Raw genomic sequence first — 21,981 nt, forward strand, 5'->3', positions numbered from 1 at the left:
CCTCAACAGACTGCCAACGAACCGGAATATGATCGTTCGCCGGCCTCAGGCATTCGATAACGGACACCTTGAGCGCTGAAAAAAATCATCGGTGCAACGCTGTACTTGTGAGGTCACGCGCTCTACCGTTATCGGCGTTACGCCGCCGCACAGGTCAGCGCTGGTGCGGCTCGATGCCTGGAAAATCTCAACTGAGGGGCCGCTGTGCGTTTATTACTGATCGAGGATGACGAGGCGCTTGGCGAGGGAATTCAGCAGGCATTGAGTCGTGAGGGCTACACCGTCGACTGGCTGCGCGATGGCAGCAGCGCGTTGCACGCGCTACTCAGCGAAACCTTCGATCTGGCGGTGCTCGACCTCGGCCTGCCGCGCATGGACGGGCTGGAGGTGCTGCGCCGTTTGCGTGACAGCGGCTCCAACCTGCCGGTGTTGATTCTCACCGCACGGGATGCCACCGAAGACCGTATCGCCGGGCTTGATGCCGGGGCCGATGATTACTTGATCAAGCCCTTTGACCTGGCCGAGTTGAAAGCCCGGTTGCGCGCTCTGCTACGCCGCAGCGCCGGCCGTGCCCGCGTGGTGATCGAGCATGCGGGCGTTCGTCTCGATCCCGGCACGCAGCAGGTGACGTATCAAGACGAGCCCGTGGCGCTAACCCCTAAAGAATATCAATTGCTCTACGAGTTACTCTCGCCGCCGGGTCGGGTCATGACGCGCGACCATCTGATGCAGTTGCTCTACGGCTGGAGCGAGGAAGCGGAAAGCAACACCTTGGAAGTTCACATCCATAACCTGCGCAAAAAGTTCTCCAGCGAGCTGATCCGTACCATTCGTGGCGTCGGTTACCTGGTGGAGGAGCGTCGATGAGTTCGATCCGGCGTCGTACCCTGACGCTGATCATTGGCCTGATGCTCACCGGCCTGGCGGTGATCAGTGTGTTCAACCTGCACGACAGCAATCACGAAATCGCCGAAGTCTATGACGCCCAACTGGCCCAGAACGCCCGACTGCTACAAGGCGTGATGCGCATGCCGCTGGCCGGTAACGAGCACGCCAATCTGTATCAAGCGTTCAACGAGGCACTGGGCGAAGCCGAATCCAGGGCCGATGGCCATCCCTATGAAAGTAAAATTGCCTTTCAGGTCTGGAACGCGAAGGGCGAAGTGCTGGTACACAGCGCCAGCGCGCCCTCCTTCACCGTCCTTCCGACCACACCGGGCTTCAGTGATGTGGTGGACCTGAACAACCGTCACTGGCGCGCGTTTGTCCTGCAAGACCCACACAATGATCTGCGGGTCTGGGTGGGCGAACGCGACGACGTGCGTTCGGACCTGGTGGACCGCATCGTCAGCCACACGTTATGGCCCAACGTATTGGGCAGCCTGATCGTCGCCGTCATGGTCTGGCTGGCCATCGGCTGGGGACTCAAGCCGCTTGAGGACCTGGCGGCGACTCTGCGGGCACGGCACAGCGGCTCTCTGGAGCCGTTGCACATGGCCCCGCTGCCCAGCGAACTGGAGCCAATGCAAGCGGCGCTCAACCAGATGCTGGCGCAGATCCAGGAAGTTTTGGGCAGGGAGCGGCGTTTCATTGCCGACGCCGCCCACGAAATGCGCACGCCCCTGGCGGTGCTGCGGGTGCATGCACAAAACCTGCTGGAGGCCGGTACGGAACAGGAGCGCCGGGAGTCACTGCAATTTCTGATATCGGGCGTGGACCGTACCAGCCGCCTGGTTAACCAGCTCCTGACCATGGCCCGCCTCGAACCCAACGCCGTGGCGCCGTTACTGCGCACCATCGACCTGGTCGCCACCGTCCGCGACAGCCTGGTTCAACTCACGCCGTGGTTGTTGAGCAAGCACCTGGAACTGGCCTTCGACGTCAATGAACGACCGTTGCGGGTGGTCGCCGACGCGGCTGCAATCGATATCGCGCTGAACAACCTGATCACCAACGCCGCCAATTTTTCCCCGGAGCAAGGGGTTATCACAGTGCAGTTGAGCCACGCAGACGGGTTCTACTCGCTGAGCGTCGACGATCAAGGGCCAGGCATTGACGAAGCAGATCGAGACCGCTTGTTCGAGCGCTTTTACAGTCGTGGAAACGCTCGGGGTGCGGGGTTGGGGCTGACGATCGTCAATACCATTGCAAGGCGCCTGGGTGGGCGAATCACCTTGGTGAATCGCCCGGAGGGCGGACTGCGGGCAACCCTCGACATTCCCGACGGCTCACACCGCAGCCGCTTGGCAAACGAAACGTTGCCGCCCGCCCCGGAGCGTTATTGAGGCCCTAGGAGTAACGCTTGCTCGCGCTCACATAACGCCACCACGTAATCCCACAACACCCGCAGCCGCACCGACTTGTGCAACTCGCGCCGGGTGCTGATCCAGTAGCTGCGCTGAATACTCTCCTCAGGCAACAATGGCACCAGCCCCGGATCGGTGCTGGCCATGTAGCACGGCAGCACAGCAATCCCCAGGCCCGACCGTGCGGCTTGGTGCTGAGCAATCACACTGGTGCTGTGGAACACCACTTGGGGGTTGCGACAAAAGCTGTTGAGGAACATCAGTTCCTGACTGAACAGCAAGTCATCGACATAGCCGATCCAGGCATGGCGACCGAGGTCTTCACGACTGCGCAGCGGCGGCGCGTTGTCGAGGTAGGCCTGGCTGGCATAGAGCGCGAGGCGATAGTCGGTGAGTTTGCGGGTGACCAGCATGTCGGCGGCCGGGCGTTCCAGGTGAATACTGATCTCGGCTTCGCGGTTCAGAATGCTGACAAAGCGCGGCACCGCCACCAACTCGACTTCCAGCCCCGGATAACGCTCGAACAGGCCGTTCATGCGGCTGGCGAGAAACATGATGCCCAGCCCTTCGGTCACGCCAACGCGAATCTTGCCCAGTGGCGCAGTGGATTGGGTGATCTCCTCTTGCGCCAGCAGCGCAACGTTTTCCATGGCCTCGGCGTGTTTGAGCAACGCTTCACCGGCCGGAGTCAACTCGTAGCCTTGAGCATGCTGCACGAACAGCGCGGTGCCGAGGCTCTTTTCGACGGCTTCAATGTGTCGCGCCACGGTGGCGTGCGTGGTGTTCAAGCGGCGGGCGGCAGTGAGTAAGCGACCGCTGCGCTGCAATTCAAGAAAAAACCGCAGGTCATTCCAGTCGAACATGATTCATCCTTGGGACTAAGCTGTTTAAACGGCTGTCTAAAAACGCACAGCAGCTGAGCAAAAACTAACATTCTTTTGACGAAAGCTAACAACTAGGATGACCGGCAATAAGAACAACACTAAGAGGTCAGGGATGCAGACTTCCCTTGATGAGTACGACTACATCGTGGTGGGCGCCGGGCCGGCCGGGTGTTTGCTGGCCAATCGGCTGTCAGCCAATGCGCAACACCGAGTGCTGCTGCTCGAAGCCGGCGGCCGCGATAACTACCCATGGATTCACATTCCCGTGGGTTACCTCTTCTGCATCGGCAACCCGCGTACCGATTGGTGCTTCAAGACCGAAGCACAGCCGGGTCTGCAAGGCCGCGCCCTCAGTTATCCTCGCGGCAAAGTGCTCGGCGGCTGCTCCTCCATCAACGGCATGATCTACATGCGCGGTCAGGCCAGCGACTATGACGGCTGGGCGGCCGAGGGCAATCCTGGCTGGGCCTGGGAACAGGTGTTGCCGCTGTTCAAGCACAGCGAAAATCATTTTGCCGGCAGCAGCGAGTTCCACGGTGCCGACGGCGAATGGCGGATCGAGCGTCAGCGGCTGTCGTGGCCGATTCTCGATGCCTTCCGCACCGCCGCCGAGCAAAGCGGCATCGCGCGCATTGATGACTTCAATCAGGGCAACAATGAAGGCTGCGGCTATTTTCAGGTTAATCAGAAGGCCGGAGTACGCTGGAATGCAGCCAAGGCGTTTCTCAAACCGATCCGCAATCGCGCCAACCTCACGGTGCTGACCGACGTTGAAGTGGACCGCGTGCTGTTGGAAAACAGCCGGGCCTCGGCGGTGAGTGCGCGCTGGCAGGGTCAAGCGAAAACCTTCAAGGCACGCAAGGAAATCGTCCTGTGTGCCGGCTCCGTCGGCTCGCCGAGCATCCTGCAGCGCTCCGGTATCGGCCCTCGGCCATTGCTGCAAAAGCTTGGCATCGGCGTGGCCCACGAACTGCCGGGCGTGGGCAGCAACTTGCAGGATCATTTGCAACTGCGGCTGATCTACAAACTGGAAAACGCCCGCACCCTGAACCAGATCGCCGGCAGCCTGTGGGGGAAAATGAGCATGGGCTTGCGCTATCTGTATGACCGCAGCGGGCCATTGTCCATGGCGCCCAGCCAACTCGGCGCGTTCGCCCGTTCGGGGCCGGAGCAGACCTCGGCCAATCTCGAATACCACGTGCAACCACTGTCACTGGAGCGCTTCGGCGAACCGTTGCACGCGTTCCCGGCGTTCACCGCGTCGGTCTGCGATCTGCGGCCGCACAGTCGGGGTCGGGTGGAGATTCGCTCGACCGACCCACAGGACGCACCGTTGATTCAGCCCAATTACCTGAGCCACCCCGAAGACCTGCGCGTGGCGGCCGACGCCATCCGCCTGACCCGGCGCATCGTCGGCGCGCCGGCCTTGAGCGCTTTCAAACCGGTGGAATACTTACCCGGTGAGCACCTGCAAAGCGAAGAAGAGTTACGCGAAGCCGCCGCCCGCATTGGCACGACGATCTTCCACCCGGTGGGCACCTGCCGCATGGGCCGCGATGCACACGCGGTGGTCGACGCCGAGCTGAGAGTCCACGGCATACCAGGGCTGCGCATTGCCGATGCCTCGATCATGCCGCGCATTACCTCGGGCAATACCTGTTCACCCACGCTGATGATTGCCGAGAAGGCGGCGCAGCTGATACTCGACACCTCAGCAAGGCGTTTTGCAACGCCAGAAAAAGTACCTACCGCAGTCTCTTGACCGATGGAACAGCGGCACCGGCCCACAAGGCCGGTGCCGACAGTGGAACAACAAAAACAATCACTGTGAGGGATACCGATATGTCAGAACATGTTCAGCCTATGGGCGCTACGCGCAGCGTCGGCACCCGCAACGACACACAAAAAGTCATCTTCGCCTCCTCACTGGGGACGGTGTTCGAGTGGTATGACTTTTTCCTCTATGGCGCCCTCGCCGCCGTCATCAGCAAGCAGTTCTTTGCCGGAGTCAACGACACCACTGCGTTCATATTCGCGCTTATGGCGTTTGCCGCAGGGTTCATCGTGCGACCGTTCGGGGCGCTGGTGTTTGGCCGATTGGGAGACATGATCGGGCGTAAATACACTTTCCTCGCCACCATCATCCTCATGGGCCTGGCGACGTTTTGCGTCGGCTTGTTGCCGACCTACGCCAGCATCGGTATCGCGGCGCCGATCATCCTCGTGGTGCTGCGCATGCTTCAGGGCCTGGCCCTCGGCGGTGAGTACGGCGGCGCGGCGACGTATGTGGCTGAACACGCCCCCATCGGCAAGCGCGGCTTCCACACCAGCTGGATTCAGTCCACCGCGACCCTTGGCCTGCTGCTGTCGTTGCTGGTAGTGCTGGGGTGCCGCTACTTCACCGGCGACCAGTTCGAAGTCTGGGGCTGGCGCATTCCGTTTCTGTTTTCCATCGTGCTGCTGGGTATCTCGACCTGGATTCGCCTAAGCCTGCACGAGTCGCCGGCCTTCGTGAAAATGAAAGAGGAAGGCAAACTCTGCAAGCAGCCCCTGCGCGATTCGTTCGGTAAATGGGACAACCTCAAAGTGGTGCTGATTGCGCTGTTCAGTATCAACGCCGGGCAAGCCGTGACGTTTTACGCGGCGCAGTTTTATGTGCTGTTCTTCCTCACACAGTTTCTGAAAATGGACCCGGCGCTGGCCAATAGTCTGCTGATTGTCAGTGTGATCATCGGCGCGCCGTTCTTTATCTTTTTCGGCTGGCTATCGGACAAGGTTGGACGCAAACCGGTACTGATGATCGGCCTGTTGCTGGCCACGGCGCTGTATTTCCCGATCTTCAAAACCCTGGCCCACTACGCCAACCCGGCCATCGACCAGGCCAGCCGTCAGGCACCGATCACCGTACTCGCCGACCCGACCACTTGCACCTTCCAGTTCGACCCGGTAGGCAAGGCGAAATTTGACAGCCCATGCGACAAGGTCAAGACCTTCCTGATTAAACAGGGCCTGCCTTACAACAGTGCCGCCGCACCTGCCGGCAGCGGCGTACAAGTCAGCGTCGGCGACATAAAAATAGAGGGTTACGACGAAGCGGCCCTGCGCGGTGCAGTGACGTTGTCCGGGTATCCGTCGCAAGCCGATGCACAGCAAATCAACAAACCGATGATCGTGGCGCTGATTGTCGCGCTGATCATTATCTCGGCCATGTGCTACGGGCCACTGGCGGCATTGATGGTCGAATTGTTCCCGACGCGTATCCGCTATACCTCGATGTCCCTGCCCTACCACATCGGCAATGGCTGGTTTGGCGGGTTCCTGCCAACCGTGTCATTTGCGTTAGTGGTGTACACCGGGGATATTTTCTATGGGCTGTGGTATCCGGTGGTGATTACCGGGGTGAGCCTGGTGGTGGGGATGATCTGCCTGCGTGAGACAAAAAACGTGGATCTCGATACCAACTGACGGTTTGCCTGTGTGGTAAGGGGCGTGAGCGATCCCCTCGCCACGCTGCGAATCCCGGCACAACCACGGCGTTGTGCCTGGGCACTGAATTCGCTGAACGGACCTCTGGCGCACGCTTGTTTGGGGTGGAGTGAGGTCTGTCATCAATAGCAACGCCTTAACTGTACATCCATACAGATAAAGATTGCCCCTTCGCTCCTCACCCGCCATTCTGTTGACCTTTCGAACATTGATCGACGAGCGTGGTCATGCAGCTGTACCTCTGTGAAAAACCGTCCCAGGCCAAAGACATCGCGGCCGTACTCGGCGCCAAGCGTCGGGGCGACGGCTGCTGGCTGGGAACCAACGTCACGGTGACCTGGTGCATTGGCCATCTGCTGGAAACGGCGCCGCCAGACGCATACGACGCCAAATACAAGCGCTGGGTACTGGCGGACCTGCCGATCATTCCCGAAAAGTGGAAGATGACCGTCAAACCCCGTACCGCCAGCCAGTACAAAGCGGTCAAACGCCTGCTTGGCGAAGCCAGCGAGCTGATCATCGCCACCGATGCCGACCGTGAGGGCGAGATGATCGCTCGGGAACTGGTGGAGCATTGTCGGTATCGTGGACCGATCCGGCGCCTGTGGCTGTCGGCGCTGGACGATGCCTCGATCCGCAAAGCATTGGCCGCGCTCAAGCCAGGGGTCGAGACGTTCAGCCTCTATCATTCGGCGTTGGGCCGTTCAAGGGCCGACTGGCTGATCGGGATGAACATGAGTCGCCTCTTCACCTTGCTCGGGCGCCAATCCGGTTACCAAGGCGTGCTACCAGTCGGTCGGGTGCAAACGCCGACCCTGCGCCTGGTGGTGGATCGCGACCGCAGCATTGCCGACTTCGTCCCGGTGGCTTACTGGGCCATTGAGGTGCAATTGCTCCACGACGGTACGGTTTTCACCAGCCAGTGGCGCGCCGCCGCCGATGCCTGTGACGACCAGGACCGCTGCTTGAATCCAACGCTGGCACGTAACGCCGCTGAAGCGATGGGCGCCGCCGCGAGCGCACGGGTGATCAGATTACGCACCGAGCGGATGCGTGAAATAGCACCTCTGCCGTTTGACCTGGGCACCTTGCAGGAAGTCTGCTCGAAGAAACTCGGGCTAGGTGCCCAGGAAACCCTCGATATTGCCCAAGCGCTGTACGAAACCCACAAGCTCATCACCTACCCGCGCAGCGACTGCGGCTACCTGCCCGTGAGCCAGCACTGCGAAGCACCCGGTATTCTCGCGGCACTTCGCCAAGCCGATCCGAGTCTCAACGCCCTGCACGATCATCTGGAGCCTCAACGACGCTCAAGGGCCTGGAACGATGCCAAGGTCAGCGCTCACCACGGCATCATTCCCACGGCCGCGGCAAAAAATCTCGAGCGGTTGGCAGGTAAACAACGGGCGGTCTATACCTTGATTCGCGCACGGTATCTGGCGCAGTTCCTACCCAACCACGAGTTTGACCGTACCCAGGCCGATTTCGACTGTGCTGGCGAGGCCTTGCGCGCCGTGGGCAAGCAAATCGTCGAGCCGGGCTGGAAGCGTGCGTTGCCCGAGGCGCTGGCCCCGGCCAAGGGCCGCGAAGCGCCGGCCCCACAAACACTGCCGGCATTGGTCGAAGGACGCGACTGCGCCATCGCCGAGGTAAAGCTCAAGGACCTCTGGACCCAACCGCCCAAGCCGTTCACCGAAGGTGACTTGATCAAGGCGATGAAGAACGTCGCCAAACTGGTGGAAGATCCACTCCTGAAGCAGAAACTCAAGGACACCACCGGGATCGGCACCGAAGCGACCCGCGCATCAATTATTCAGGGTTTGCTGGATCGGGGTTACCTGATCAAAAACGCTAAAGCGCTGGCCGCGACCTCGGCGGCCTTCAGCCTGATCGACTCGGTGCCCAGGGCCATCGCCGACCCAGGCACCACGGCAATCTGGGAACAAGCGCTAGACATGGTACAAAGCGGCGAAATGAGCCTGGAAGAATTCGTGACCAAACAAGCGGCGTGGATGAGCAAACAGGTCGCCCGCTGCGCCGGCCTGAGCCTGACCATCAGCGGGGCGGCAAGCCCGGCCGGGAATGGCTCCGCGCCCTGGAAGAACAAACGCAAACCGAGTAAACGCAAGCCGTCGAGCAGCACCCAACGCGTCTCGAAACCGACCCGTAAAGCGTGAGGGCACTTCAATGAGGCCAGGATGGTCTAGTGTTCCTCAAGCCCCAGCGACCTCCCGACTTTTTAAAAGGCCTCGACCATGATCATCGTCCATCACCTGAACAACTCCCGTTCCCAGCGTATTTTGTGGCTGCTGGAGGAACTGTCCGTACCTTATGAACTGAAACTCTATCAACGCGACCCGAAGACCAACCTCGCCCCGCCGGAACTTAAAGCGATCAATGCCTTGGGCAAATCGCCGGTGATCGAAGACGGCCCACAGAAACTGATCGAGTCCGCCGCCATCATCGACTACCTGATTCGTCGTCATGGTCAAGGCCGCCTGCAACCTGATCCAGCCACTCCTGCCTACGATGCCTACGTGCAGTGGCTGCACTTTGCCGAAGGCTCGGCGATGTTGCCGCTGATGCTCAACTTGTACGTGGGCCGTCTCGGTGAGGCCGGCGCACCGTTACATCCTCGGATCAACTCGGAAGTGGCCAACTACCTTGGTTATCTGAACAACGCCTTGAGCCAGTCCGAATACTTGCTGGGCAGCGAACTCAGCGCAGCCGACATCCAGATGAGTTTTATCGGCGAAATTGCCAGGGCTCAGGGCAAACTTGCCGAGTACCCTCATGTCGCCGCCTGGGTTGCGCGCTTTCAGGCCCGCCCGGCCTACATCGCCGCGTTGGAAAAAGGCGGCAAATACGACTTTGCGCCCCACTGATGCATCTTGCGTTGGCCACGGACGGCCGACGGAATAGGGAGCCTGCCATGCCATCGATAGAGCTGCATGCCGCTCAACGTGAAGAATGGGACACGATTGAAAACCTGATGCAGTTCTACCTGTATGACTTCAGCGAATGGCTGCCGCTGAAACTGGGGGAGCATGGGTTGTTCAAGATACAGCCGAAACTGGACTACTGGCGCCAACCGGCCACGCAGCCGTTTCTTATCAAGGTCGCTGGCGAACTGGCCGGTTTTGTGACCGTGGATAATGAAACCCATGGGGAAGGCGCCGAGTTCAACATCGGCTATTTCTTTGTAAGCAGACGCTTTCGTGGCCAAGGCGTCGCGAGGTTTGTCATTTCCACCCTCTTGAGCCGATTACCCGGTCAATGGCAAATTTTCCACATCGATGACAACAAGACTGCCCGGTTATTCTGGGCCAGCGTAATACCCGATCTCAGCGGCGGCGACTTCACCGTTCGTTCGCTACCGGTGGATGGCTACCCCTGCACCCTCTACCGCTTCCATAGCGCTTCCTAATGCCCAAAGCACTTTGTCCGACAATATGTAGTGCCAAAAAATAATCACTACATAATCGTTGACGTCTCCGATTTGCCCTTGCATGATGCGGACGTCTCCCCGATCGGGAGTACCCGCAACACGCTTGAGCAAGCTCGTCTGACCGCCGAGCTGTTTTTCCCGGATACACGCTGCCCACAAGGCAGATTGAAGAAGCTGACCTGGCCAGAACGTCCAGTACAAGGACGAGAAACGCCGGCGAAAAGTTCTCATGAAGCTTGTGGCCGACCCTGAAAACGTCGGCAGTGGCCTCCAGGTTTTCGCCGCTTCTCTTCGTTGTGACGCTATTGCGTAGCAGTTATTCAGCACGACTACATGCAACAGATGCGAGACCCCGTCACTGCCGTTTTTAACAGCTGATGGCCACCGCGGATGTCCTGGTTTCGGTGCCAGGGATCAACTAACCGATGGGCTACCTGTATTAGCGAATCAACTTTGAAAGATCACCAAATGGTCAAGGGGCTTAACCATGAATCTGAACAATCAACCTACTATCGATGAACTGGCTCGTATGTTCGCTGCGCAGAAAGACAGCCAGGACAGCCATATTCTGTGGATCAGCAAGTCGGGCCAGGTACACATTGACTGCCTGTCCCCACACGCCCATGAAGAAGAGTTCGACAAGAACAACCATAACCTGCTGGCCCGACTGAAGATGTACCGTCGCGGCCAAGGCTATGTCGGCAAAAAAGCCGCGGCGGACAAGGATTTCATCGGTCGTGTTCTGCAAACACTGAAACACGCATGGGCTTCGATGCAGAACCAGAATGAAGTTCGGGTGATTGATCAGCTCTACTGAGTTACATGGTTCAACACTAAACTAAGCGCCTCACAAAAAAGGGCCTGCTCCAGATAAGGAGCAGGCCCTTTTTTTAATCCAGTGACCGACGGATGACGCTTGCGCCAGACGTCACTGTTGCGTGGACTTAGGCACCGTAAACCGAAACTCCGTGCCATTACCGAGTTCGCTCTCAGCTTCAATGCGCCCGCCGTGCGCCTCAACAATACCTTGCGTGATGTAGAGCCCCAGCCCAATACCGGTCGGGTTACCCTCCTTGACCGTCCAGTAGCGATCAAACACATGAGGCAACTGATCTTGCGGAATGCCTTCACCGGTGTCACGAATGCTGAAAACAATGTCATCGCCCGCCGACATCGCCGCCACGCCGACTTTGCCCAGCCGCGGTGTGAACTTGATGGCGTTGCCGACCAGATTCGACAGCACCTGAAACAGTCGCTCGGGGTCGGCCTGGATCTTCAGTTGCGGCTCGGCGTGGAAGGAAATTTCGATGTCCTTATCCATCGCTAACGGCGAGAGCAGCGAATAGGCTTCTTCAAAAATTTGCCCGACATCCAGCGGCTGCGGGCTGATGGTGTAGCGTCCAGCGTCGATTTTCGAGGTGTCGAGCAAATCGTCCAACAGCGTATTCATCCGGCCAGCGGCCTGTTGCAGGGTGTCGATAGCCGTGGAGATGCGGCGAGAGGTGTGCGCGCCCTCAGAGCTGAAGGACTTTTGCATCATTGCGCAGAGCATCGAAATAACGGTCATTGGGTTACGCAGGTCGTGAGACACCACGGCCACCAGTTCATCTCGGGCCTGTACCGCTCGCTGCTCACGCGCGACCTGACGCGCCAGGTCGTTTTCCAGCGCCGACCGTCGCAGGTCGTTGGCGGCGAACAGGTCGCCATGGCTCCACTTCGCGCAAATACCCGTCATCTCGACTTTCCAGATCTCGAACGAGGCCCTCGGTCGCAGACGCAGGCCGGCATCGGAGTTCTCAAGGTCCAGCGGCTTTTTCGGATCGCCACTCCATTGAATGTTTTCTTTTACTTCAGGGCGAAACCACAGCACACCGTTATCCACCGGTTTGGGCAAACTCATGGCAAGCACGCCACTGGCGACCTGTTGATAGGCCTGCGCCGGCGGATACTGCGACGACAACTCGTGGCTGGCAAACACAGGCTGGGGGCACGCTTGCAGCCACTTATGCAAAGCGCGGATCTGCTCCGGCTCGGGGCACTGGCCATAGCGGTGCAATTGCTTGTCCTGAATGATCGCAACGCCCCCGGCATCGGTCAGCGCCATCAGCACCTCTGGCTGATGCGTCAGGCCGTCGAGCACGTTTTCCGTTGAATCGACCATGGCCTGATGCAGCACCGTCAACGCCTCGACCTTTTCGTCGCGCTGGCGACTGACCTCTAGCGCTTCCATCGCGCTGATCTGCAACGACAGCACTTGGCCGATGGTCTGGCAGGCACTGCGCAGCGCATGAGGCACATGCAGCGGCTGACGGTTGCCGCAACTGATCAAACCCCACAGCTTGTCGCCCTTGAGCAGTGAAATGCTCATGGAAGACAGCACGCCCATGTTTTTCATGTACTGACAATGAATCGGCGACACACTGCGCAGGCTGGCATAGCTCAGGTCGAGCGGCTGCCCGGTGTCGGGCCGCAACGTGGGCACCAGAGGCACCGGTTGATAATCGGCGTTCGGGATGATCCGCAACCAGTTAGTGCGATACAGCTCCCGCGCCTGTTCAGGAATATCGGACGCAGGGAAAAACAAACCCTGGAACGCCTCCATGGATGCAGACGAGGCTTCGGCGATTACCTGGCCGTGCCCTTCCTCCTCAAAGCGATAAATCAATACCCGGTCGTAACCGGTAAGCGCCTGGATTTCCTGAACACTGACTGCGTACAGCGCTTGCAGGCTCTTCGCCGCTTGCAGACGTTGCAACATGCGCCCCAGGCTGTTGATGTTGCCCGTGCGCGGCTCATTGTCTTTGGCCTGAACTTCCAGCTCCAGCAACAGCACGCCGTCGTGCCGATGGATAAACCCTTCGAACATTGCATGGTTAAGCGTGAACCGCATGTCGGCGACATCCAGCGGATTTTCCTGCCGGGAAGCCTCACGTACCACCTCGGCATTAATCTCCCCAATCAAGCTGTGCAGCGTTGCACCTACCACCTCGCCGGGCGTGCGACCCAGCAACGTTTCGACATTGGTACTGACCTGCACCACGCAAAAGTCCGGCTCGGACAGCGTCAGAAGCACACCGTGAGGCTGGATCGCGCCGGGCGTGCGAATCGGCTCGTCGGCACAGTTGGCCAGCAGTTCTTCAAAGGCTTCTTTGTCCAGCGGGTTCATAGCAGCACCTCAGCGCGGTCTAGCCAGCGTTCGAAGCAGGAGAATGTGTCTTGTGCGGCGCTCACTGCGGCGTGCCGTTCGCCAGCGTCCAAACGTTGAGCGCACAGATAGTCCGTGAATTCGCGCCAGAATCGCCCCGTGGCGGCGCCATAAATCTCCAGAAACGCAGCGCCTGTGTCGGCATCAAGGTGCAATCGGGCCGCGATCTCACGACGCAAAATCTGCCCGCCAAGCGTCGCGCCTTCCAGCACATACAGCACGCCCAGGCACGAGCCGGTCGAGACAATCGCTGGCAGCACCTGGCACACCGGCAGCCTCGCGATGACGTCATCCGCCAGGCCCAATGCCTGCAAGTCTCGGCGCAGGGTCGCCGTCTTTAGCCGCTCGCTCAAATCGAAGTCGTGCGGTATCAGGCCGCTGGCTTCGAGGCGTTGTTCAAGGACGTGGTAAAAGCCGTAATAGGCTTGGATCAGAAGCCGGTAATGGCCGGTGTTCAGTGTCGCAGAGAAGAACGGAAGGCGTTTTTCCAGCGCGATGTGCAACTGGGCTGTCCCGGCCCGAAGGTCCTGAAGCAGCAAGGGCACATCAACGCTACGGGCCTTTGAATGCATGTAGATAAGCTCGAGCAGTGGGCCGGTAGAGGGCCGTGTGGTTCAGTATGAAAAAACTGGGGGACATCGAGGACGATTTTCTAAGAGCCGAGCGATTGCCAAAAAGTTCGGTAATTTTGAGGCCGCTGAAGTGAGTAAAGCGGCCAAAGCAATCCATGCGCCAGCACCAGAAGCGACTCAGGAAACGTCTACGGACGGCCGTTTTCTTAAACACCCACGTGACAACAACGCCATCACGAAAAGAGCATACGTCGGCTTCTCATTGTTATTACTCAAAACTTACAGGAATTTTATGTTTTTGTAACATTTCGAAACGTATAATCACCCGCGCCCAACCGGTACATCGGCGCCAGACTCAATCCTCCCTGCACGCAGGGCCCGATGGCATCATCAGGCTCCCAGTCCAAATACGTATTTCAACCTGCCAAAGGAGCCTCCGCCCATGGATCCCGCCCATTCTCGGTGGGTCATGCAGACAGAAGCTAAGCTCAAAAAAGCCGCGCGCAGTGTTTACCCGGTAAGTAGCCTTATCGATTAAACGTAGTGTTTGTGCTTCTACCTTTAGCGTTCGCTTGCGTGACCTCACTCTGCTGTTTTGCCAACCCTCAAGAGTGTGCCGTGCTGTCGCCGCGTACTGAGCTTAATCAGACGTGCACGCTCAAGAAAGTATTGACTTGTGGTCATGCCCTTCCACTCAGAACGCTGCTGGAATCACTGCTTATGAACAAAGTGTTCCGTCACTACATCCCGGCCACGACGCTGCGGTTGCTGCCCAACCGCTGGGATTTGATCGCCTTACCGCTGGTGATCGGCTTTTTGCTGTTCTTCTCGATCGGTGCGCACGAAACCTGGGCACCGATTTCAACGTTGCAGAGCGAAGAAATATCGCTCGATCCGGCTAACCTGCCTGAATATGCAATGCGCACCACCCTGCGGATGCTCGCGGCGATGGTCGCATCCTTGGTGTTCACCCTGATTTACGGCACGCTCGCCGCCAAGAGCCGGCGCGCTGAAAAGCTGCTGGTCCCGGTGCTGGACATCCTGCAATCAGTGCCCGTACTGGGCTACATCTCGTTCACGGTGACATTTTTCCTGCTGCTGTTTCCGGGCCGGGTACTCGGTGCTGAGTTCGCCGCGATTTTTGCGATCTTTACCAGTCAGGCCTGGAACATGACGTTCAGCTTCTACCAGTCACTGCGCATGCTGCCCAGCGATCTGGAAGAAGTGTCCAGCAACCTTCAACTGTCCGGCTGGCAAAAGTTCTGGAAGCTCGACGTGCCTTTCGCCATACCGGGGCTGGTCTGGAACATGATGATGAGCATGTCCGGCGGCTGGTTCTTCGTGGTGGCCTCCGAAGCCATCACCGTCGGTGACAAGAGCGTCATGCTGCCTGGGGTCGGTTCTTACCTGGCGATCGCTATCCAACAGCAAGACCTGCACGCCGTGGGCTACGTGATTGTGGCAATGGTCGCGGTCATCCTGATCTATGACCAATTCCTGTTCCGGCCTCTGGTGGCCTGGGCCGACAAATTCCGCATGGAAACCACCGCGTCCCAGTCCGGCGCGCCGGAGTCCTGGGTGTTGAAGCTGATCCAGCGCACCCGGATGGTCCAGCGTATCTTGCGGCCGATCACCCGCACCATTGGCCGAATCGGCAATAAGCGCTTCAGCCTGCCGCGTTCAACGTTCAAAGGCATACCCTCCAGCCCAGCCACTTCGCGGGCGATTGATTGGGTCTGGGGATCGCTGATTGCAGCACTGACGCTGTACGCGCTGTACCACATTGCGCGCTACGTCGGCAGCGAGGTCACACTCGCCGAGGTCGGGCATGTGATCGTTTTGGGCCTGATAACCCTGTTACGGGTGGTGCTGTTGATCGTGGTGGCTTCATTGATCTGGGTGCCGCTGGGCGTGCTGATCGGCTTGCGCCCGCATTTGGCGGAAAAAATCCAGCCACTGGCCCAGTTCCTCGCCGCCTTCCCGGCGAACCTGCTGTTTCCGGTGTTTGTCATCGTGATTCTGCGTTATCAGTTGAACCCGGATGTCTGGCTGAGCCCGCTGATCGTGCTGGGTACTCAGTGGTACATCCTGTTCAACGTGATTGCCGGGGCGAGCGCGTTCCCGAATGACTTCCGGGAAGCGGCGGCCAACTTCCGCATCCGCGGCTGGCTGTGGTGGCGCAAGATCATGCTGCCGGGCATCTTCCCCTATTACGTGACCGGTGCAATCACGGCCTCTGGCGGTGCGTGGAACGCCAGTATCGTTTCCGAATTCGTTTCATGGGGCCAGGACAAAGTCGTCGCTCACGGTTTAGGCGCCTATATCGCCCAGACCACCGCTGACGGTGATTTCCCGAAAATCACGCTGGGCGTGGTGGTGATGTCGATCTTTGTCGTGGCTTTCAATCGATTGGTATGGCGGCCGATGTACGCCATGGCCGAAAACAAACTCCGTCTGAATTAATGGGATTCGATTTCATGAATACCTATACCGAACACACCGCTGCAACCCCCGAGATCTACTCGCTCAATAATGTGAATCGAGCGTTTGGCAAAGGCAAAGACGAGTTGCAAGTGCTCAGCGGAGTTGATCTGACACTGCGCGAAGGCGAGATCGTCGGCATGCTGGGCCGCTCCGGATCCGGCAAATCGACGTTGCTGCGCATTATCGCGGGCCTGATACAACCCTCATCCGGCGAGGTCAGGTACAACGGCTCGTTGCTCACCGGCCCGGCCGAAGGCGTAGCCATGGTCTTTCAGACCTTTGCACTGTTCCCTTGGCTGACCGTCCTCGAAAACGTGGAAGCCGGCCTGCAAGCGCTGCAAGTAGAGCGCAAGGCCTCGCGCCAGCGTGCCCTGGCGGCGATTGACCTGATCGGCCTCGACGGCTTCGAAAACGCCTACCCCCGAGAACTCTCCGGCGGTATGCGCCAACGCGTCGGGTTTGCCCGCGCCCTGGTGGTGAACCCTACCCTGCTGTTGATGGACGAGCCTTTCTCGGCGCTGGACGTATTGACCGCAGAAACGTTGCGCAACGACCTGCTGGATTTGTGGAGCGGTAAACAACTGCCGATCAAATCCATCCTGATCGTGACGCACAACATCGAAGAAGCAGTCCTGATGTGTGACCGTATTCTGGTCTTGTCATCAAACCCCGGACGGGTCGTGGCCGAAATCAAAGTACCGTTTGCTCATCCACGCAACCGGCTGGACCCAACCTTTCGGCAAATGGTCGATGACATCTATGCCTTGATGACCGACCGCCGCAGCGCTGACGCCAGCACCGGTAAAGCCGAGTTGAAGATGAGCAGCCCGCTGCCAGAGGTGTCCACCAACCTGATGGCCGGCCTGATCGAAACCCTCGCGGCCGAGCCTTACAACGGCGGTGCCGGGCTGCCGGATGTGGCAGAACGGCGCTTGCTGGAAGTCGACGATCTGTTCCCCGTAGCCGAGATGCTGGAGCACTTGGGCTTCGCCGAACTCAAGGGCGCCGACATCACCCTGACTGAGGCTGGCAAGCTGTTCGCTGACTATGGCACCCAAGAGCGCAAAACCCTGTTTGCCGAGCACCTGCTCAAACATGTGCCGCTGGCCGCACGTATTCGCCAGGTCTTGCTGGAACGCAACGGACACCGGGCACCACGGGTGCGCTTTGAGCAGGAGCTGGAAGACTCGCTCACTGAAGCGTTTGTGGAGAAAACCCTCGAAAGCGTGATCACCTGGGGGCGCTACGCCGAAATATTCTCGTATGACGACCATACCGAGACGTTCAGCCTGGACGACGTTGAGGGCAGCGTTTAACACCGCTCGCACGCGCCGTCCTACCGCGATAAACAAGCCCCGTCCTTCTAACAAGGGACGGGGCTTTTTTGCAGCCAAGGTCCTTGACGCCGGCAAACAGGACGGCGTCTTCACCGGCAACGACAGCTCGGGCTTCACCCCTCTTCAGCAGGCGCTTACTCGCAGGCCCACTGGATCAGCACCAAAACATTTCGAAACATAACCAGGCAGGCTTGATGAAGACCTCGCATAGGCGGGATGCCTGGTCCCACACATCAGGCTGGCGCGCTGTTAAAAGACAATGCCTATCAGCCCTGAATACTCATCCTATTAGCCGAGTCGTCCAGACGGGTCTAACCTCCTCCCCACTGCCACGCTGCCGGGAAGAGAGAAATGAGTGACCAATATCGTTAGTCCCGCAGCTTGGCCATTAATTTTGCTCGTCAATACTTAGAGCCCAAACAGGGCCCAATAACCTGATGAACACGACCCGAGGTAGCTAGCACATGGCAACTGAATCGAAATGTCCCTTCAACCACGCCGCTGGCGGTGGTACGACCAACCGCGACTGGTGGCCGAACCAGCTGAATTTGAAAATCCTGCACCAACACTCGTCACTGTCCGACCCGTTGGGTGAGGGTTTCAATTACGCCGAAGCGTTCAAGAGCTTGGACTTCGCGGCGGTCAAACAAGACCTGCACGCACTGATGACCGATTCCCAGGACTGGTGGCCAGCGGACTTCGGCCACTACGGCCCGTTCTTCATTCGCATGGCCTGGCACAGTGCCGGCACCTACCGTACCGCTGACGGTCGTGGCGGCGCGGGTTCTGGGCAACAACGCTTTGCACCACTCAACAGCTGGCCAGACAACGTCAGCCTCGATAAGGCGCGTCGACTGCTCTGGCCGATCAAGCAAAAATACGGCCATAACATTTCCTGGGCCGACTTGATCGTGCTCACCGGCAACGTTGCGTTGGAGTCCATGGGCTTCAAGACCTTTGGTTATTCCGGCGGTCGTCCAGACGTCTGGGAACCGGACGAAGACGTCTACTGGGGCTCCGAAAACACGTGGCTGGGCGGCGACGTGCGCTACGGAAAAGATAAACAAGCGATGCAAGCGCCTGGCGACGGCACACTTGTCGCCGAGCCGGACCTGCATGGCAGTGAGCAGAGCCGTACCGATCAGGGCCGTAACCTGGAGAACCCGCTCGCCGCCGTACAGATGGGCCTGATCTACGTAAACCCGGAAGGTCCGGAAGGTCACCCGGACCCGGTCGCGTCGGCAAAAGACATCCGTGAAACCTTCGGTCGCATGGCAATGAACGACGAAGAGACCGTCGCGCTGATTGCCGGTGGCCATGCCTTCGGCAAGACCCACGGCGCAGGTCCGGCTGACCACGTCGGTCCCGAGCCTGAAGCCGCCGGCCTGGAACTGCAGGGCCTGGGCTGGAAGAGCACGTTCGGCACCGGCAAGGGGGGCGACGCAATCACCAGCGGCCTGGAAGTAACCTGGACTTCTACGCCAACGAAGTGGAGCAACGAGTACCTGGAGAACCTGTTCGGCTTCGAGTGGGAGCTGACCAAGAGCCCGGCGGGCGCTCACCAGTGGACGCCTAAAAACGGCGCTGGCGCCGGCACTATTCCGGATGCCCACGACCCGTCCAAACGACGCAACCCGACCATGCTGACCTCTGACCTGGCGCTGCGCTTCGACCCGGCCTATGAGCAGATTTCGCGACGTTTCCTGGCCCATCCAGAGCAGTTGGACGATGCATTTGCCCGCGCCTGGTTCAAGCTGATACACCGCGACATGGGGCCGCTCTCGCGCTACCTCGGGCCAGAACTGCCAAGTGAAGTCCTGCTGTGGCAAGACCCTATCCCGGCGCTTGACCATGAACTGGTCAACGACGGCGACATCGCCGCACTCAAAAGCAAATTGCTGGCTTCGGGGCTGTCGGTCTCGCAACTGGTCTCCACGGCGTGGGCGGCGGCGTCTACCTTCCGCGGCTCCGACAAACGCGGCGGTGCGAATGGCGGGCGCCTGCGTCTGGAACCACAGAAGTCCTGGCACGCTAACCAGCCAGAACAACTGGCGCACGTGCTGGCAAAACTCGAGGGCATCCAGCACGCGTTCAACAGCGGTGGCAAAAAAATCTCGATGGCCGACCTGATCGTGCTTGCCGGCAGCGCGGGCATCGAACAAGCCGCGAAAAATGCTGGCCACAGTGTCACGGTCCCCTTCACACCGGGACGTATGGACGCCACGCAAGAACAGACGGACGTCGAGTCTTTCGGCTTCCTGGAACCGATTGCCGATGGCTTCCGTAACTACCTGAAAACCCGTTACCGCGTACCGGCCGAGAAACTACTGATCGACAAGGCGCAACTGCTGTCGCTCACTGCGCCGGAAATGACCGTACTCATCGGCGGCTTACGTGTACTCAATACCAACGTCGGCCACGCCCAACATGGCGTCTTCACTCAGCGTCCCGAAACGTTAACCAACGATTTCTTCACCAACCTGCTCGATATGAGCGTGGAGTGGAAACCGACTTCGGATACTCAGGAGACGTTTGAAGCGCGAGACCGCAAAAGTGGTGCGGTGAAGTGGACAGGCACCCGCGTGGACCTCGTCTTCGGCTCACACGCGCAGTTGCGTGCCTTGGCGGAAGTCTATGCAAGCAGCGATGCCCAGGAAAAGTTCGTTAAAGACTTCGTCGCAGCATGGACCAAAGTCATGAACCTGGATCGCTTCGACATGCGGTAACGGGTACGTTAGACCGTCTGACAGCCCACTGCACCGATCACGGTCAGTGGGCTTTTTTTTCTTTACGCGTTGACACGTTACGGGGCGACTTCACTCCTTCGCTAGACGTCTTTCTCATCAGGCAATACACGCGGTAAAAGACTTGACGCGTCACCTCGCAAAGTGGGAAAACAGGCGCGGCCCAAACCGGTGACTCAAATCACGAGCTGGGTCACTTCGAGAATCAAGGAAGACTCATCGACGCCATGAAAACTTTAGTGTGTTTACTGATCGCCACCCTGATTGGCAGGGTATTGCAGTACGCCGGTGTCCCGCATGGCCTTCTGTTGGGCTCGATACTCGCGACCGCCCTGATCGTCAGCAATCTGCGTTTTGCTCCCACGCTGCGTTTCGCACTGGGTTATGTGCAAATCGTGCTGGGCATCGCCACCGGCCTGATGTTCGAATCGTGGAACAGCCAAACGGCGGCGACCATGCTGCCCAGTCTCGGCATCATGTTGCTGTGCCTGAGCGTGCAAATCGTGGCGGGCAGTTTCTGGCTGTTCAGAGTCTCGGGATGGAACCTGAAGGACTCACTGTTGGCCGTCTACCCCGGCGCGCTCGCCGCTGTGTTCGACCTGCTGGAATCTGAACGCGCGTCAAACAAGGTCATCGTCGTGCATCTGGTTCGCCTACTGTCGATCACCCTTCTGGTCACCCTTCTGATTCCAGGCTCGACCGAGGTCGCCCTTGCCGAACCCCAACCGCTGGTGATGAGCACACTGCTGACACTGCTGTCGCTGATCGTCTTGTGCCTGGCGCTTGGCCGCGTGCTGCTACGCATCGGCGTCCCGGCACCGTTCATGCTCACGGCGATCGTCAGCACTGCCCTCTACATCAAGCTGGGCTATCTCCACGCCTTCCAGATGCCGCCCTTGAGCATCGAAGCAGCCACGATTCTGCTGGGTGTACTGATTGGCTCGAAATTCAAGGACATCACCTTCGCCGAGCTGATTCGTCATGGACGGGCTGGTCTGCTCGCCGTGGCGCTGATGTTGCTGATTGCAGCGACGTTTGCCGGTGTGGCCGGGCGGCTCATGGGCAATGATCCGCTGTCGTTGTGGCTGGCCTATATGCCGGGTGCCATAGAAACCATCGCCATCGTCGCGTTCAGTGGCGGGCTGAATGTGGTGTTCATCCTGACGCATCATCTGGTACGAATGGTTGCGCTGCACTTCGCGCCGGCATTGATCGTCCAAGCACGGCGCTGGCGGGTCGATGCCTGATCAAGCGCCCCAGCGTCGAGTGTTTCGCCCGTTCGCACAGCGATTTATTTGAGGCGAAACGCTATCTGCCGGTCACCAAAACGCCTCGCAAGGTGGAGGCGTTCTGCGTGTTGCTCATCGTAGAAAAATCTATACGGGAGAAATCGTGGCGAGGGCACCAATCAGAATGGTCAACACCAGAAATCCACCCAGAAAAATTGCCATCTTAGCCATCGGGCCTCCTACAAAATGAATGTGCGGTACAACCGCTAGCGCGACTGCTTAGTGT

General features: G+C 59.1%; 16 protein-coding genes. 13 read left to right on the plus strand and 3 right to left on the minus strand.

The genetic code is table 11. The annotated features are described in order from the left end of the window. Nucleotides 1-204 precede the first annotated feature (204 nt). Nucleotides 205-867 (plus strand): response regulator, encoded by a 663-nt coding sequence (locus RHM68_RS14505; RefSeq protein WP_322215825.1) that lies wholly within the window; start codon nucleotides 205-207, stop codon nucleotides 865-867. After that, the gene (locus RHM68_RS14510) at nucleotides 864-2,285 is read left to right on the plus strand and encodes an ATP-binding protein (RefSeq protein WP_322215828.1); all 1,422 of its coding nucleotides are present in this window, start codon (nucleotides 864-866) and stop codon (nucleotides 2,283-2,285) included. Before RHM68_RS14505 ends, RHM68_RS14510 begins: the two co-directional genes overlap by 4 nt. Here RHM68_RS14510 and RHM68_RS14515 read toward each other — a convergent pair. After that, nucleotides 2,279-3,169 carry a LysR family transcriptional regulator gene (locus tag RHM68_RS14515; protein ID WP_322215829.1) on the minus strand — a complete coding sequence of 297 codons (891 nt, stop codon included), beginning with the start codon at nucleotides 3,167-3,169 and terminating at the stop codon, nucleotides 2,279-2,281. The two genes, RHM68_RS14510 and RHM68_RS14515, sit on opposite strands and share 7 nt — an antisense overlap. 133 nt (nucleotides 3,170-3,302) lie before the next feature. On the opposite strand from RHM68_RS14515, the gene RHM68_RS14520 reads away from it, so the two are divergent. The 6 genes from RHM68_RS14520 to RHM68_RS14545 all read left to right on the plus strand — a co-directional run bounded on the left by RHM68_RS14520 (nucleotide 3,303) and on the right by RHM68_RS14545 (nucleotide 10,941). Continuing rightward, on the plus strand, nucleotides 3,303-4,952 hold the full coding sequence (locus tag RHM68_RS14520) for a GMC family oxidoreductase (RefSeq protein WP_322215831.1): 1,650 nt from the start codon (nucleotides 3,303-3,305) through the stop codon (nucleotides 4,950-4,952). Between the two features lie 80 nt (nucleotides 4,953-5,032). After that, a complete protein-coding gene (locus RHM68_RS14525) occupies nucleotides 5,033-6,655 on the plus strand; it encodes an MFS transporter (RefSeq protein ID WP_322215834.1) in 1,623 nt (540 codons plus the stop codon). Nucleotides 6,656-6,903: 248 nt separating this feature from the next. Further along, entirely contained in the window at nucleotides 6,904-8,853 is a 1,950-nt protein-coding gene (locus RHM68_RS14530; protein ID WP_322215835.1) for a DNA topoisomerase III, read from the plus strand. Nucleotides 8,854-8,931: 78 nt separating this feature from the next. Next, nucleotides 8,932-9,561: a glutathione S-transferase gene (locus RHM68_RS14535; RefSeq protein WP_322215838.1), complete on the plus strand. Its 630-nt coding sequence runs from the start codon at nucleotides 8,932-8,934 to the stop codon at nucleotides 9,559-9,561. 47 nt (nucleotides 9,562-9,608) lie between these two features. Beyond that, the gene (locus RHM68_RS14540; RefSeq protein ID WP_322215840.1) at nucleotides 9,609-10,103 is read left to right on the plus strand and encodes a GNAT family N-acetyltransferase; all 495 of its coding nucleotides are present in this window, start codon (nucleotides 9,609-9,611) and stop codon (nucleotides 10,101-10,103) included. A gap of 508 nt (nucleotides 10,104-10,611) precedes the next feature. Next, on the plus strand, nucleotides 10,612-10,941 hold the full coding sequence (locus RHM68_RS14545; RefSeq protein WP_322215843.1) for a hypothetical protein: 330 nt from the start codon (nucleotides 10,612-10,614) through the stop codon (nucleotides 10,939-10,941). Nucleotides 10,942-11,052: 111 nt separating this feature from the next. Here the strand turns inward: RHM68_RS14545 and RHM68_RS14550 are convergent, their stop codons facing one another. Further along, a complete protein-coding gene (locus RHM68_RS14550; RefSeq protein WP_322215845.1) occupies nucleotides 11,053-13,290 on the minus strand; it encodes an ATP-binding protein in 2,238 nt (745 codons plus the stop codon). Then, nucleotides 13,287-13,901: a biliverdin-producing heme oxygenase gene (locus RHM68_RS14555; RefSeq protein ID WP_322215847.1), complete on the minus strand. Its 615-nt coding sequence runs from the start codon at nucleotides 13,899-13,901 to the stop codon at nucleotides 13,287-13,289. Before RHM68_RS14555 ends, RHM68_RS14550 begins: the two co-directional genes overlap by 4 nt. Before the next feature lie 37 nt (nucleotides 13,902-13,938). Here RHM68_RS14555 and RHM68_RS14560 point away from each other — a divergent pair, with 37 nt between their 5' ends. The 5 genes from RHM68_RS14560 to RHM68_RS14580 all read left to right on the plus strand — a co-directional run bounded on the left by RHM68_RS14560 (nucleotide 13,939) and on the right by RHM68_RS14580 (nucleotide 21,713). Then, complete coding sequence (locus RHM68_RS14560) at nucleotides 13,939-14,205, plus strand: hypothetical protein (protein ID WP_322215849.1); 267 nt, start codon at nucleotides 13,939-13,941, stop codon at nucleotides 14,203-14,205. 416 nt (nucleotides 14,206-14,621) lie between these two features. Further along, on the plus strand, nucleotides 14,622-16,364 hold the full coding sequence (locus RHM68_RS14565) for an ABC transporter permease subunit (RefSeq protein WP_322215851.1): 1,743 nt from the start codon (nucleotides 14,622-14,624) through the stop codon (nucleotides 16,362-16,364). Between the two features lie 14 nt (nucleotides 16,365-16,378). Then, on the plus strand, nucleotides 16,379-17,701 hold the full coding sequence (locus RHM68_RS14570) for a nitrate/sulfonate/bicarbonate ABC transporter ATP-binding protein (RefSeq protein WP_322215854.1): 1,323 nt from the start codon (nucleotides 16,379-16,381) through the stop codon (nucleotides 17,699-17,701). 485 nt (nucleotides 17,702-18,186) lie between these two features. Then, on the plus strand, nucleotides 18,187-20,448 hold the full coding sequence (gene katG / locus RHM68_RS14575; RefSeq protein ID WP_322215855.1) for a catalase/peroxidase HPI: 2,262 nt from the start codon (nucleotides 18,187-18,189) through the stop codon (nucleotides 20,446-20,448). A 245-nt stretch (nucleotides 20,449-20,693) separates the two neighbouring features. Beyond that, nucleotides 20,694-21,713 carry an AbrB family transcriptional regulator gene (locus RHM68_RS14580; RefSeq protein WP_322215857.1) on the plus strand — a complete coding sequence of 340 codons (1,020 nt, stop codon included), beginning with the start codon at nucleotides 20,694-20,696 and terminating at the stop codon, nucleotides 21,711-21,713. Nucleotides 21,714-21,981: the final 268 nt, after the last annotated feature.

The organism is Pseudomonas sp. DC1.2 (assembly GCF_034351645.1).
Classification (GTDB): domain Bacteria; phylum Pseudomonadota; class Gammaproteobacteria; order Pseudomonadales; family Pseudomonadaceae; genus Aquipseudomonas.

Coding starts and splice junctions, on each gene's coding strand:
- RHM68_RS14540 (WP_322215840.1), top strand. CDS start 9,609: ATGCCATCGATAGAGCTGCATGCCGCTCAACGTGAAGAATGGGACACG.
- RHM68_RS14545 (WP_322215843.1), top strand. CDS start 10,612: ATGAATCTGAACAATCAACCTACTATCGATGAACTGGCTCGTATGTTC.
- RHM68_RS14580 (WP_322215857.1), top strand. CDS start 20,694: ATGAAAACTTTAGTGTGTTTACTGATCGCCACCCTGATTGGCAGGGTA.
- RHM68_RS14535 (WP_322215838.1), top strand. CDS start 8,932: ATGATCATCGTCCATCACCTGAACAACTCCCGTTCCCAGCGTATTTTG.
- RHM68_RS14525 (WP_322215834.1), top strand. CDS start 5,033: ATGTCAGAACATGTTCAGCCTATGGGCGCTACGCGCAGCGTCGGCACC.
- RHM68_RS14570 (WP_322215854.1), top strand. CDS start 16,379: ATGAATACCTATACCGAACACACCGCTGCAACCCCCGAGATCTACTCG.
- RHM68_RS14555 (WP_322215847.1), bottom strand. CDS start 13,901: ATGCATTCAAAGGCCCGTAGCGTTGATGTGCCCTTGCTGCTTCAGGAC.
- RHM68_RS14515 (WP_322215829.1), bottom strand. CDS start 3,169: ATGTTCGACTGGAATGACCTGCGGTTTTTTCTTGAATTGCAGCGCAGC.
- RHM68_RS14550 (WP_322215845.1), bottom strand. CDS start 13,290: ATGAACCCGCTGGACAAAGAAGCCTTTGAAGAACTGCTGGCCAACTGT.
- RHM68_RS14530 (WP_322215835.1), top strand. CDS start 6,904: ATGCAGCTGTACCTCTGTGAAAAACCGTCCCAGGCCAAAGACATCGCG.
- RHM68_RS14510 (WP_322215828.1), top strand. CDS start 864: ATGAGTTCGATCCGGCGTCGTACCCTGACGCTGATCATTGGCCTGATG.
- RHM68_RS14565 (WP_322215851.1), top strand. CDS start 14,622: ATGAACAAAGTGTTCCGTCACTACATCCCGGCCACGACGCTGCGGTTG.
- katG (WP_322215855.1), top strand. CDS start 18,187: ATGGCAACTGAATCGAAATGTCCCTTCAACCACGCCGCTGGCGGTGGT.
- RHM68_RS14520 (WP_322215831.1), top strand. CDS start 3,303: ATGCAGACTTCCCTTGATGAGTACGACTACATCGTGGTGGGCGCCGGG.